Annotated in this window: 13 protein-coding genes and 1 tRNA gene; 8 read left to right on the plus strand and 6 right to left on the minus strand. The window is 73.3% G+C overall.

From position 1 onward, the window contains the following. Positions 1 to 280: 280 nt before the first annotated feature. Positions 281 to 721 (minus strand): hypothetical protein, encoded by a 441-nt coding sequence (locus PUR56_RS22025; protein WP_329950175.1) that lies wholly within the window; start codon positions 719 to 721, stop codon positions 281 to 283. 172 nt (positions 722 to 893) lie between these two features. Here PUR56_RS22025 and PUR56_RS22030 point away from each other — a divergent pair, with 172 nt between their 5' ends. The 4 genes from PUR56_RS22030 (at position 894) to PUR56_RS22045 (ending at position 5,133) form a co-directional block, all read left to right on the plus strand. Next, positions 894 to 2,045, plus strand: coding sequence for an acyl-CoA dehydrogenase family protein (locus tag PUR56_RS22030; RefSeq protein WP_329877786.1), 1,152 nt, complete (start codon positions 894 to 896; stop codon positions 2,043 to 2,045). Positions 2,046 to 2,211: 166 nt separating this feature from the next. After that, a complete protein-coding gene (locus PUR56_RS22035) occupies positions 2,212 to 2,976 on the plus strand; it encodes a TetR family transcriptional regulator (protein ID WP_329950190.1) in 765 nt (254 codons plus the stop codon). 232 nt (positions 2,977 to 3,208) lie between these two features. Then, positions 3,209 to 4,582 (plus strand): chloride channel protein, encoded by a 1,374-nt coding sequence (locus PUR56_RS22040; protein ID WP_329950176.1) that lies wholly within the window; start codon positions 3,209 to 3,211, stop codon positions 4,580 to 4,582. Between the two features lie 119 nt (positions 4,583 to 4,701). Continuing rightward, positions 4,702 to 5,133, plus strand: a complete 432-nt coding sequence (locus tag PUR56_RS22045) for a hypothetical protein (RefSeq protein WP_329950177.1) — start codon at positions 4,702 to 4,704, stop codon at positions 5,131 to 5,133. Between the two features lie 48 nt (positions 5,134 to 5,181). On the opposite strand, the gene PUR56_RS22050 is transcribed toward PUR56_RS22045, so the two are convergent. Further along, positions 5,182 to 5,544: a zinc ribbon domain-containing protein YjdM gene (locus tag PUR56_RS22050; RefSeq protein WP_329950178.1), complete on the minus strand. Its 363-nt coding sequence runs from the start codon at positions 5,542 to 5,544 to the stop codon at positions 5,182 to 5,184. A 245-nt stretch (positions 5,545 to 5,789) separates the two neighbouring features. After that, positions 5,790 to 5,877: transfer RNA gene (locus PUR56_RS22055), tRNA-Leu, on the minus strand. 211 nt (positions 5,878 to 6,088) lie between these two features. Here PUR56_RS22055 and PUR56_RS22060 point away from each other — a divergent pair. The 3 genes from PUR56_RS22060 (at position 6,089) to PUR56_RS22070 (ending at position 9,116) form a co-directional block, all read left to right on the plus strand. Next, the gene (locus tag PUR56_RS22060) at positions 6,089 to 7,474 is read left to right on the plus strand and encodes a M20/M25/M40 family metallo-hydrolase (RefSeq protein WP_380362698.1); all 1,386 of its coding nucleotides are present in this window, start codon (positions 6,089 to 6,091) and stop codon (positions 7,472 to 7,474) included. A gap of 283 nt (positions 7,475 to 7,757) precedes the next feature. Further along, positions 7,758 to 8,000: a chaplin gene (locus PUR56_RS22065; protein ID WP_380362713.1), complete on the plus strand. Its 243-nt coding sequence runs from the start codon at positions 7,758 to 7,760 to the stop codon at positions 7,998 to 8,000. A gap of 243 nt (positions 8,001 to 8,243) precedes the next feature. Then, complete coding sequence (locus tag PUR56_RS22070) at positions 8,244 to 9,116, plus strand: chaplin (RefSeq protein WP_329877765.1); 873 nt, start codon at positions 8,244 to 8,246, stop codon at positions 9,114 to 9,116. 360 nt (positions 9,117 to 9,476) lie between these two features. On the opposite strand, the gene PUR56_RS22075 is transcribed toward PUR56_RS22070, so the two are convergent. Next, a complete protein-coding gene (locus PUR56_RS22075) occupies positions 9,477 to 9,686 on the minus strand; it encodes a DUF5703 family protein (protein WP_329877763.1) in 210 nt (69 codons plus the stop codon). Between the two features lie 353 nt (positions 9,687 to 10,039). Between PUR56_RS22075 and PUR56_RS22080 the strand changes: the two genes are divergently transcribed. Further along, the gene (locus PUR56_RS22080) at positions 10,040 to 10,648 is read left to right on the plus strand and encodes a hypothetical protein (RefSeq protein WP_329877761.1); all 609 of its coding nucleotides are present in this window, start codon (positions 10,040 to 10,042) and stop codon (positions 10,646 to 10,648) included. A gap of 214 nt (positions 10,649 to 10,862) precedes the next feature. Here the strand turns inward: PUR56_RS22080 and PUR56_RS22085 are convergent, their stop codons facing one another. Both PUR56_RS22085 and PUR56_RS22090 read right to left on the minus strand, forming a co-directional pair. Further along, the gene (locus tag PUR56_RS22085; RefSeq protein ID WP_329950179.1) at positions 10,863 to 11,495 is read right to left on the minus strand and encodes an ester cyclase; all 633 of its coding nucleotides are present in this window, start codon (positions 11,493 to 11,495) and stop codon (positions 10,863 to 10,865) included. 70 nt (positions 11,496 to 11,565) lie between these two features. Next, complete coding sequence (locus PUR56_RS22090) at positions 11,566 to 12,348, minus strand: SDR family NAD(P)-dependent oxidoreductase (protein ID WP_329877757.1); 783 nt, start codon at positions 12,346 to 12,348, stop codon at positions 11,566 to 11,568. Positions 12,349 to 12,497 lie beyond the last annotated feature (149 nt).

The following is a 12,497-nucleotide window of genomic DNA, read 5'->3' on the forward strand; positions in this document are numbered from 1 at the left end:
ACGGGCCCGTCGCCGCTCCCCCGGTCCGGGGACCACGTGCCGTGCGGGAAGTCCCGGACAACGCGCAGGGGCGCGTGCCGGCGGTCCCGGGCGCGCCCCCGCGGCGACGGCACAGCCCCTTCGGGGCAGCACCCCGGTGGGACCGAGCGGCATGCTGGTCTCGCCCCAGCTGTACGGGGCCCCCGGCCCCTCCGGCGCACTCGGTGCGGCCGGGGCCTGCGAGGCCGCCCGCGGCCGGGCCCGTGCCCGGGCTTCTTCGCACCGGGCGAGGGCCCCTGCGCTACTCCGCGAACATCGCCAGGTGCTGGGTGAACCCGCCCTGGACCGGTGGCAGCGGGCGCGGGTCCGGCGACGGGAGCCGTTCGGGCTCCTCGTGCGACAACACCGTCAGGGCCGGGTGCTCCGAGCCCTCCGCCGCACTCAGCCGGACCCTCGTGCCCACCGGCACGGTGGAGCGCAGACCGTTGACGATGCACCAGACGTCGAACCCCTCGGCCATCCGGATCAGCGACTTCTGCCGGGCCAGCGGGGTGCGGGCCTGTTCGACGGCGCAGCGCCGCACGACCCCGGTGCCCTCGCTGCGCTCCAGGCGCAGGTCGGTGGAGCCGCAGGTGGGGCAGAGCAGCCGTTGGAAGGTCGGGTTGCTGCACCAGGCGCAGCGCTGGAACAACAGCGGGGCGTTGGCGATGTCGATGTCGGCGTCGATGGCTGAGTGGACCACGTTGTCATCTCCCTGCGCTCGGGCGGCTTACGGTTCGGTGGCTTCCGCCCCGAAAAGGATAGGGAACTCAGTGCCGCTCTGTGAAGGCACTGAGTTCCCTATCTGCTCCGCACGTGCATAATGAAGGGTACTGAGTACCGTCGTGAACGTCGTGAAACAGGAGTGGCCGCTCATGAGCCAGGACTTCGATCTCTTCCGGATCTCCGAGGAGCACGGAATGCTTCGTGAGGCGGTGCGATCGCTGGCCGAGGCGAAGATCGCTCCGTTCGCGGCGGAGGTGGACGAGCAGGGGCGGTTCCCGCAGGAGGCGCTGGACGCGCTGCAGAGCAACGACCTGCACGCGGTGCACGTGCCGGAGGAGTTCGGCGGTGCCGGGGCGGACGCGCTGGCGACGGTGATCGTGATCGAGGAGGTGGCACGGGTGTGCGCCTCGTCGTCGCTGATCCCGGCGGTGAACAAGCTGGGGTCGCTGCCGGTGCAGCTGTCGGGGTCGCCGGAGCTGAAGGCGAAGTACCTGGGGGCGCTGGCCCGCGGCGAGGGGATGTTCTCGTACTGCCTGTCGGAGCCGGAGGCGGGTTCGGACGCGGCGGGGATGAAGACCCGTGCGGTGCGGGACGGGGACTTCTGGGTGCTGAACGGCGTGAAGCGCTGGATCACCAACGCGGGGGTGTCCGAGTTCTACACGGTGATGGCCGTGACCGACCCCGAGGCGCGGTCGAAGGGCATCTCGGCGTTCGTGGTGGAGAAGGGCGACGCGGGCGTGTCGTTCGGTGCGCCGGAGCGGAAGCTGGGCATCAAGGGGTCGCCCACGCGCGAGGTGTACTTCGACAACGTGCGGATCCCGGCCGACCGGATGATCGGTGCGGAGGGCACGGGCTTCGCGACGGCGATGCGGACGCTGGACCACACCCGGGTGACGATCGCGGCGCAGGCGCTGGGGATCGCGCAGGGGGCGCTGGACTACGCGAAGGGGTACGTGCGCGAGCGCAAGCAGTTCGGGAAGCCGATCGGTGACTTCCAGGGCGTGCAGTTCATGCTGGCGGACATGGCGATGAAGCTGGAGGCGGCGCGGCAGCTGACGTACGCGGCGGCGGCGAAGTCGCAGCGCGGGGACGGCGACCTGACGTTCTTCGGGGCGGCGGCGAAGTGCTTCGCGTCGGACGCCGCGATGGAGATCACGACGGACGCGGTGCAGCTGCTCGGCGGGTACGGGTACACGCGCGACTACCCGTTGGAGCGGATGATGCGGGACGCGAAGATCACCCAGATCTACGAGGGCACCAACCAGATCCAGCGCATCGTCATGGCCCGGAACCTGCCGTAACCCGCCGTCACCCTTCGGGCGTCCGGACCGGCGCGCCGTACGTCGCACGAGCTGTACGCGGCGTGCGCGCGCTGGTCCTGGTGTTCGAAGCCGATGCTATGTTCCGGGAATGAGCGAGAAGGAAGCGCAGGACCAGCCCATGAACGACGGGCCCCCCAAGCCCGCGATGCGCGAGGCGCTGGTCGCCGCCGCCTTCGAGCTCTTCCTGGAGCGCGGATTCGAACAGACCACGATCGACGACATCGTCTCGCTCGCCGGGGTCGGCCGGCGCTCGTTCTTCCGCTACTTCCCGGCCAAGGAGGACGTGGTCTTCCCCGACCACGAGCGCAGCCTCGCCGAGATGACGGAGTTCCTGGAGTCCGGCACCGGCGAGGAGGACCCCGTCCGGCGTGCCAGCGACGCCGCCCGGCTGGTCCTGCGGATGTACGCCGAGCAGCCGTCCTTCTCCGTCCAGCGCTACCGGCTCACCCGCAAGGTGCCCGGCCTGCGGGCCTACGAGCTCTCCGTGGTCTGGCGCTACGAGCACACGCTCGCGCACTACCTGCGCGGCCGCTTCGCCGACCGGCCGGACGGGGCCCTGCGGGCCGACGTGATCGCCGCCGCCGTGGTCGCCGCGCACAACCACGCGCTGCGCACCTGGCTGCGTTCGGGCGGCGAGAGCGACTGGGTGGCCGAGGTGGACCGGGCGATGGCCTTCGTCACCGAGACGTGGAGCGACCGGCCCGGTGGCGCGGCCCCGGCCGACGGCGCGGGCACGGGGTCGAGGGTGGACCCGGAGGTCGGCCCGGGCCGCGGCCCGGACGGCCGGGACGAGGCCGGGCCTGACGACGACGTCGTGGTGCTGGTCGCCAGCCGCCGCATGCCGCTCTGGCGGATGGTCCAGGGGATCGAGAGCGCGCTGGGGGAGTCCCACCGGGTCCGGCAGGACTGACGGTCCGGCAGGACCGACCCCGTCCGCCCCGGCACCCACCCGCTCGCCCGTGCCCTTCGCGCCCGCCCGGCCGCCCGCCCGGCCCCGTTCCCCGCTCACCCGCCCGGCGCAACCCGGCGGGACGCGCCGTGTTCCGGACGCCGCCTGCCGTGCAGGGCGCCGGGTCGCGGGCGAGACTCGGTCGCAGGACGCGGCCGGGGGTGGACCGGCCGGGGAGCGCGAAGGAGCCGGCATGCCCCAGCAGAGCGGTGACCCCACCCTGCGCGGTCTGCTGCTGACCAGGGGATACCTGGGCCTCCTTCTGATCGCGGCGCTGGTCGGCGTCCCGGTGTCGCTGGCGGCCTTCGGGTTCGTCAGCCTGGAGCACGAACTCCAGCACTGGATCTGGGAGAGCCTGCCCGAGGCGCTCGGCCACGACCGCGCGCCCTGGTGGTGGCCGCTGCCCCTGCTGCTGATCGCCGGGCTGCTGGTGGCCCCGATCGTGACCCGGATGCCCGGCCGCGGCGGGCACGTCCCGGTGGACGGGCTCGGAGGGGCCCCGACCCTGCCGAAGGCCGTGCCCGGCGTCATCCTGGCGGCGCTCGTCTGCCTGCCGCTCGGCGCGCTGCTCGGCCCGGAGGCGCCGCTGATGGCGATGGGCAGCGGACTGGCCCTGCTCGCCGTGAGCTCCGCGCGCCGCGCGGCCCAGCCCCGACTGGCGCCCGTGCTCGGCGCGGCCGGTTCGACGGCGGCGATCTCCACCATCTTCGGCAGTCCGCTGGTCGCCGCCGTGATGATGATCGAGGCGGCCGGGCTGGGGGGTCCGCAGCTGGTGGCGCTGATCCTGCCCTGCCTGCTGGCCAGTGGGATCGGTGCGCTGGTGTTCACCGGCTTCGGCCACTGGACCGGGCTGTCGATCGGCGCGCTCTCGCTGCCCTCGGTGCCGTCCAGCGGCACGCCCGACCCGGGCGACTTCCTCTGGGGCGTGCCGGTCGCGGTCCTCGTCGCCGTGGTCTGCGTGGCCGGCCAGTTGCTCGGCCGCCGGGTCAAGGTCTTCACCGTCGGTGACCCGAACGGCCCCGGCGGCCCCGCTTCCGTGCCGACGGTCCGGCAGACGGCGATCCGGACGGTGCTCTGCGCGGTCGCGGTCGGCGTCGTCATCGCCGCGTACGCGCTGATGACCGGCCGTTCACCGGAGGAGGACGCGCTCTCCGGACAGGCGACCCTCGGCGCCCTCGCCGCGAACCCGGGGGCCTGGTCGGAGGGCGCGCTGCTGGCGCTCGCGCTCTGCAAGACGGTCGGTTGGGGCATCGCGCTGGGCAGCCTGCGCGGCGGCCCGATCTTCCCGGCGATCCTGATCGGCGCCACCATCGGGGTGGCGTGCGGTCCGCTGCCCGGTTTCGGCGTCGCTCCGGGCATGGCGGCCGGGCTGGCCGCCGCCGGCGCGGCGGTGACCCGCTTGCCCCTCACCAGCACCGTGCTGGCGGCGGCGCTGCTGGGATCGAACGCGACGGACGAGATGCCGCTGCTGATCGTCGCCTCGGTGACGGCCTTCATCACCGGCGAACTGGTCCGCAACCTGACCGACCGCCGCACCCCGGCCCGCACCCCCGCGCCGGCGGCCTGAGCCTGCCGCCCGGCCGCCCGGCGGCGGCAGGCCCGGAGAAGTACACGTCCCTCACGAGGAGGCAGTTCTCCGCCCGGTCCGGGTCGGCGTCAATGAAACTCCGCCCCACACTCGTTCGAGTGGGTGCCGGATTGGGCGGCTCCGGCCGGGGCAACCTCGCCACCATGACCACGTCCTCACCCCGCCGCCGACGCGGCCGTCGGCCCACCGTCCACCGCGCCACCACCCCGCGGAAGGGGGCCCGCCGCTCCGGCACCATCGGTACGACCACCGCGGCCGCCGCCGCACCGATGGCCTGCCGGGAGCAGCCGCCCGCCTCCGCGTGCATCTCCACGGGTCCCAAGCCCGGCGCCCCGGCTCCGCGCGCTTCCGTGCACGCCGCCGCGTCCTCGCCCACCCGCAGGCACACCTCCGCTCACGCACCGGCAGTACCGGCAGCGTCCGCACGGCCGTGCTGCGCCATCGCGACCACCGAGCACCGGTCCCTCGGCGGCACCGTCATCCGCACCCACCGCCACCAGGCCGCCTGCCCGGTCTGGACCGCCCGCTGACCCCGGGCACCGCCCGCGCACGACGCCCCACGACCGGCCCTGCCGAGGTCAGGCCTTCTTCACCACGCTCGACTTCAGCTGCATGGCGCCGAACCCCTCGATCCGGCAGTCGATGTCATGCCCGTCCACTCCGTCGACCAGTCGGATGTTCCGTACCTTCGTGCCCGCCTTGATCCCCGAGGAGCTCCCCTTCACCTTGAGAGCCTTGACCACGGTCACGGTGTCCCCGTCGTTCAACACGTTCCCGACTGCGTCCCGCACGGCCCGGCCCCCGGAGGCCCCCGCCTCGCCGACGCCTCCCTCGGCTGCCGCCGCCCACTCGTGCCCGCACTCCGGGCAGACGATCAGGGCGTCCATCGCGTAGGTGTATTCACCGGAGCACTTGGGGCAGGGCGGCAGATTCTCACTCATCCCGCCAGGCTATCCGAGCCCCCGCAGCCCCCGTCGCACGCGCAGGGCCGCTGAGCTGCGCGTATGTGGAGGGAAGTCCGCGCCGGGCCCGGTGACGTGTGGGACGACTCCGCCGACGCCCGTCGGTGTGGCCCGCGAGCGGGGAACGCCCTTCGCTCTGCGCGGGGCCCGCCGCTGCGCAGAGCGACGGCCCCCCCGCAGTGCACAACGCAAAATGCGGGCCAGGACTTCTCCTGGCCCGCACATGGTGTCCGAGGGGGGACTTGAACCCCCACGCCCGATAAAGGGCACTAGCACCTCAAGCTAGCGCGTCTGCCATTCCGCCACCCGGACGGGGTGTTGTCTTTGCGGCTTCCTTCTGTTCGTCGGCCGCGCTGACAGATGTAACTGTAGCAGTGATCGGCTTGCGGTCCCAAAACGGCTCCGGGTGGGGGAGTGGGGGTTGCGGGGGCGTGTCGGCGTGTTTCGTGGGGGTGGATCCGGGTCGGGGGCTGGGAGAGGATGGGCGGACGTGCTCGTACGGCCCGGGTGCAGGTCCCGGGGAATGGCGCGCTGGGGCGCCGGTGCGGGCCAGAGACGAGGAGTGACCGTGAGCGAGCGGAGCGAGTCGGCGGGGCGGTCGGCGGCGAAGGTGACGGGCGAGTCCGAGGTTGCCGACATCTGCCGTGATCTGATCCGGATCGACACCAGCAACTACGGCGACGGTTCCGGTCCGGGGGAGCGCAAGGCCGCCGAGTACGTGGCCGAGCAGCTCGCCGAGTTCGGTCTCGAACCGCAGATCTTCGAGTCGGCGAAGGGCCGGGCGTCCACCGTCGTCCGGATCGAGGGCGAGGACCGGTCGCGGCCCGGTCTGCTGATCCACGGGCACACGGACGTGGTGCCGGCCAACGCCGCGGACTGGACCTACGACCCGTTCGCCGGGGAGATCGCGGACGGCTGCGTCTGGGGCCGCGGCGCGGTGGACATGAAGGACATGGACGCGATGACCCTGGCGGTCGTCCGGGACCGGCTGCGCACCGGCCGCAAGCCCCCGCGTGACCTGGTGCTGGCCTTCCTCGCCGACGAGGAGGCGGGCGGCACGTACGGCGCCCGGTACCTGGTCGACAAGCACCCGGCGCTGTTCGAGGGCGTGACCGAGGCGATCGGTGAGGTCGGCGGCTTCTCCTTCACGGTCAACGACAAGGCCCGGCTCTACCTGGTGGAGACGGCCGAGAAGGGCATGCACTGGATGCGGCTCACGGTCGACGGCCGGGCCGGGCACGGGTCGATGGAGAACGACGACAACGCGATCACCGAGCTGTGCGAGGCGGTGGCCCGGCTGGGGCGCCACCAGTTCCCGCTGCGGATCACCAAGACCGTCCGGGCCTTCCTGGACGAGCTGTCGGACGCGCTCGGCGTCGAGCTCGACCCGGAGAACATGGACGAGACGCTCCGGGTGCTCGGCGGCATCGCCAAGATGATCGGCACCACGCTGCGCAACACCGCCCAGCCCACCATGCTCGGCGCCGGCTACAAGGTGAACGTGATCCCCGGGCAGGCCACCGCGCACGTGGACGGGCGGTTCCTGCCCGGCTACGAGGAGGAGTTCCTGGCCGAGCTGGACAGCGTGCTGGGTCCGCGTGTGAAGCGCGAGAGCCTGCACTCCGACAAGGCGATCGAGACCAGCTTCGACGGCGCCCTGGTCGAGGCGATGCAGACCGCGCTGCGCGCCGAGGACCCGATCGCCCGGGCCGTGCCGTACTGCCTCTCCGGCGGCACGGACGCCAAGTCGTTCCAGGACCTCGGGATCCGTTGCTTCGGGTTCGCCCCGCTGCAACTGCCGCCGGAGCTGGACTTCGCCGGCATGTTCCACGGCGTGGACGAGCGGGTGCCGGTGGACGGGCTGAAGTTCGGTGTGCGGGTGCTGGACCGGTTCATCGACGCCTGCTGAGGCGGTTCGCGGAGCCGCCGGACCGCCGGTCGCCCCGGCGGGCGGCTCCGGTCGGGCGACCGGCCCGCCCCCGGATCTCCGGGGGCGGGCCGTTTGTCGTGGCAGGGGTGGGCGGGCCCGTGCCGCACGGAGGGTCGCGTCGGCCGCCGTAAGTCGATTACCTGTTCGTCGTATCACCACTGCGAGTGAATGGGACGCCTGTTCCGTACCCCGTTCGGCCGCACCGTCGTTCACTTCTGTGACGGCCCGGAACCGATGTCCGGGTGTTTTTACAGGAGGAATGATGAAGGTCAAGAAGATTGCCGCCGTTACCGCCGCCACCGGTGGCCTGCTGATCGCCGCCGCCGGTGTCGCCTCCGCGCACGGCGGGGCCGGTGCCCAGGGCGTGGCCGCCGGTTCCCCCGGCGTCGTGTCGGGCAACCAGATCCAGATCCCGGTGCACATCCCGGTCAACCTGTGCGGCAACACCATCAGCGTGATCGGCGTGCTGAACCCCGCGTTCGGCAACCACTGCGTCAACGCCTGAGCCCATACCAGTCGTTGAGTCGGGCCCCCGGTGGCGGTTGCGCCGCGCCGGGGGCGCTTGTCTGCTCGGGCCCGCCCCGTACCTCCCTCATGACATCCCTCGAACGGATGAATAGGGCTGGTTCGGGTCAACCTCCGCGCGGACTTCTTCGTTCTCTCCCATGCAGCCGAAGACCTCTCCGCTCATTCGGAAATTCCGACTTTCGGTAGGTCATCACGTCGTCTCGATACGTCAGGGGAAAATATGAGGAATGCAGCCAAGAAGGGGCTCCTCACGGCCGTGGCCACCGGCAGTGTGCTGGCTTCGACCGCCGGCTACGCCTATGCGAGCGCCGGGGCGGAGGGGGACGCGGTGGGGTCACCGGGCGTGGCCTCCGGCAACTCGGTGCAGGTGCCGGTCCACGTGCCGATCAACGCCTGTGGCAACACGGTCGACGTGATCGGCGTGCTGAACCCGGCGTACGGCAACAACTGCGCCAACGCCTCCGGACGCTCGGGCGCCGGCGGGCACGCCGGTTCGGGCACCGCGGCCTCGGGCACCGCGGCCTCGGGGTCCGGAGCCTCCGGAGTCGCGGCCGGGTCGCCCGGTGTGGTCTCGGGCAACAGCGTCCAGGCCCCCGTGCACATCCCGGTGAACGCCTGCGGCAACTCGGTCGACGTGGTGGGCGCCGCCAACCCCGCCTTCGGCAACGACTGCGCCAACGCGCCCGCCCCGGTGCACACCCCGCCCGCCGTCCCGGAGGAGGACTGCCCGGAGGGCCACAACCCGCACAACCCGCCGCCGCCGGTCACCAGCCAGCCGCCCCCGCCGCCCACCCCGAGCCCGAGTGCCGGCGAGACCACCCCCGGCGTGCCGCGGAACGGCAGCCCGACGCCGTCCGCCCCGTCCGCGAGCAGCAGCCCGAACGCCGGCCCGGGCGTCGCGAGCCCGAGCCGACAGGCGGTGCCCGCCTCCGCGCGCACCGGCAGCCCGTCCGCGGCCCCGGTCGGCTCCACCGACGGCGGCCAGCTGGCCTCGACCGGCGCCGGCGGCACCGAGATGCTCGGCGCGGCAGGCCTCGCGCTGCTGATCGGCGGCGGCGTCCTCTACCGTCGCGCCCGCGCCGGTGCCCGCTGAGTAGCCGCGCCGCCGCACGACCGGTGCGACGCCCCCGTCCGAGCTCCGCGCACCTGCGGGACGCCCGCGTCGGCTGAGACGCCGCGGGCAGGCCGGGCCGCCGCGCGTCCTCGACCGTCGAACCTCGGACGGTCGCGGACGCGCGGCGAGGCATGGCAGGAGGACGGCGGGAGGGCGGGGCCGGGGTCCGGCACGGGAGGAGGCCCCGGCGAGAGGGCGGACGGGGAGCCGACGCCGGAGCGGACCGGCCGGAGCGAGCCGGCCGCGGAACAGCGGAAGACCGGCCCAGGGGCAGCCCGGGGGAGTCGGTGAAGAGGTCGGTCGGAGACGGCAACACGCCGTCTCAACAGGTGGAAGCCGTCACCAGCTCCGGACCTGCCGGATGATCCGCCGGCGCAGCAGCACGGTTCGGCTGCCGTCCGGGAACAGGCGAAGCCTGTCCAGTTCCCAGTGTCCGTACTCGGCGTGATCGGTGAGTAGTTGGCGTGCCGCGTTGCGGGACGTCCCGCGAGGCATGCGCAGTGACTGGTACTCGTACTCCGGCTGCCGGACCGGCTGCGGTGGGGTCAAGATTCTCCTCCTGTGGGACACCTGCGGGCAAGCCTACGGCCTGCCTCCGACAACCGGCCCGGGTATTTTCGGCCGGGATGCCCGCCGTCCTCCCGCCGGGTCGGCCGGCGGCCCCCGGCCTGTGACTGACAGTGCATCAGTTCCGTTGCGCCTGTGGTCGGCATACCCCGAACGCGGCTCGTGAAGCGACACCCGTACGGCTCAGCAGGCCCGTCCCGCGCCCCCGGGGGGCGGGCGGACCGCGGGGACAGAAGCACGCGGAACGGACATCACGGGGGAAGTTGCGGTGAAATCGCGGGTGTAGGTGACAACCGCTGTGCGTACCGGCACCGAGGGGAGATAGCGTCTGCACCATGTCTGATGCCGCGCAGCCCACCATTGCCGAGGTACGCGCCGCCGCCGAGGCGGTCAAGGCCGCCATCGACCGTCATCTGGAAGCGGTGTCGACCCCGACCGCAGTGGACGACTCCGCTGTGTCCACCGCCTACGAGCAGCTGGCGACGGCGGCGATCGCGTACGACCAAATCCTGTACGAGGTCTACGACGAGGTCACCCCCTTCGAGGTCCCCGGTGACGAGGGCCCGGGCGGGTACCACGGCCCCGAGCAGCCCGAGGCGATCAGCGTGCTGATCCGCCGCGACTACCACATCGTCGACCCGAAGCGGCTGCGCGCCCAGGCGGAGCGGCTGGACGATTCGCTGACCCCCGGCGGAGGCGCGGACAGTGGTGGGGTGAACGCCGCGATCGGCGTGCTGTTCGGCGAGTTCGAGCCGGACGAGATCGCCGCCCGCAGCGAGGAGTTCGGGCTGGAGGAGGCCGACTCGACGCTCTGGGTGGCCGCGGCCGAGCCGACCGAGCCGGGGGAGTGGCTGCCGGAACCCTTCGAGCACGCGGATCCGCAGCTGCTGATCTGCCGCTTCGACGTCAGCGAGGTCTACGACGACGAGGACCTCGACGACTGACCCGCGCGTCCGGTCCTCGCCCGCCCCGCACCCGCCCCCCGCCCGTCGGCCCGAACACCGGGGCGCGGGCGGGGCGGGCGGGTCGCGGGCGGGGCGGGCGGGTCGCGGGCGGGGCGGGCGGGTCGGGGGTGGACCGAGAGAGCCTCCCCGGTACCGACCCCGTGCGCGAGTGACGGGCGCCGAGTGACGCGCGCCGGACCGTCCGTACGGACGCTCAGCGGGCGGCGGCGCCGAGTTGGGCGAGCAGCGTCCGGTTGTCCTCGATGTGCCAGTCCTCGGTGATCCGGTCGGTCCCGACGTGCTGGATGTCGATCGCGTTGAACTCGACCCGCTGCCCGCGCCCGGCCACGCCGTCGAGGACTCCGGTGAAGTGGCCGCGGAAGACCAGGCGGGCGGTGATCATGTCGCCGGTGATCAGTAGGTCGGCTAGCTCGCAGGTGAGGTCCGGTACCGCCGCGCGGAAGGCGCGGGAGGCGAAGGCGGGGCCCGCCGGGCCCTGCGGGCGGCCGTCCGGGAGGGTGTTGTCCCAAAATCCCCGGTCGACGGCGGCGTCCAGGTGGCGCTGTTCCCCGGTGTTCCAGAAGGTGTAGAGCTGCTGCGCGAGCCGGATCTCCTGGGCGGCCCGGCGCTTGCCGAGCGACCCGTCGACGGTCAGGGCGCGCGGCCGGACGAGCTCCGGCGAGCGGTCCACCAGGCGCCAGGCCCGGGCGGAGGCCGCGCCGGCACCGGAGCCGCGGGCGTCCGCGGAACCCTGGGCGGTGGCAGTGGTGGTGCCGAGTGCGACGACGGCGGCGAACAGACCGGCGGCGGCGAGGGCGGCGGTGCGGAGACGCTTCGGCGAGCGCATGGTTTCGGACATTCCTCTCGTAGGACGGCGAACGGCGAACGGCGGGCGCCGTGAAGGTGCCCCCGGCCGGTCAGAGCTGCCGCAGCGCGCCGCCGTCGACGGCCCACTCGGCGCCGGTGACCTGCCGGGCGAGCGGCGAGACCAGGTAGGCGACCACCCGGGCGACGTCCTCGGGCGTGCCCAGCCGGGCGCTCGGCAGGCGCCGGACCTCGCGGACGAAGTGGTCGACGGCCGCCTCGACGGGCAGCCCGAAGCCCTCGGCGAGCTGCTCGGCGAAGCCGCCGGGCGCGTCCCAGAGCCGGGTCCGGGTCGGGCCGGGGGAGACCACGTTGGAGCGGACGCCGCGCGGGCCGAACTCCACGGCGAGTGACTTGGAGAGCGAGAGCAGGGCGGTCTTGGCAGCCGCGTAGTCCACCAGCGGGCTGTCGGGCAGCCGGGCGGCCTCGCTGGCGAGGTGCACCAGCGAGCCGCCCCCGCGCAGCAGCGCGGGTACGGCGGCGCGGCTCATCCGGACCGCGGAGTGGAAGTTGAGGTCGAAGGTGGCGCGCCACTGCTCGTCGGTGACCTCCAGGAAGCCGGGCCGGGCGTCCAGGCCGCCGGCGTTGTTCACCAGGGCGTCCAGCCGCCCGTGCCGGGCCAGCACCTGCCCGACGACGCGGTCGGCGGCGCCGGGGTCGGTCACGTCGGCGGCCACGGCCTCCACCCGCTCGCCGAGTGCCGGGACGCCCTCCGGCGAGCGGGCGACGCCGACCACGACCGCGCCCTCGGCGGCGAGCAGCCGCACGGTGGCCTCGCCGATCCCGGCGGAGGCGCCGGTGACGACGACCACCTTGTCGGTGAGCTGAAGATCCATGGGCAGCACTCCTCGGTCGGTCCGGGTTCGCCGGGGGGCGGGCTGGCGAACTGCCTCCACCCTCCGCCGAGCTGGTGCCATGCGTCCAAGGCTTGATTTCTACCGGAATGATGACTTGTGCTCATGGACCCCGCGGCGGACGGCCGGCG

This window comes from Streptomyces sp. BE303 (genome assembly GCF_036290945.1).
Classification (GTDB): Bacteria; Actinomycetota; Actinomycetes; order Streptomycetales; family Streptomycetaceae; genus Kitasatospora.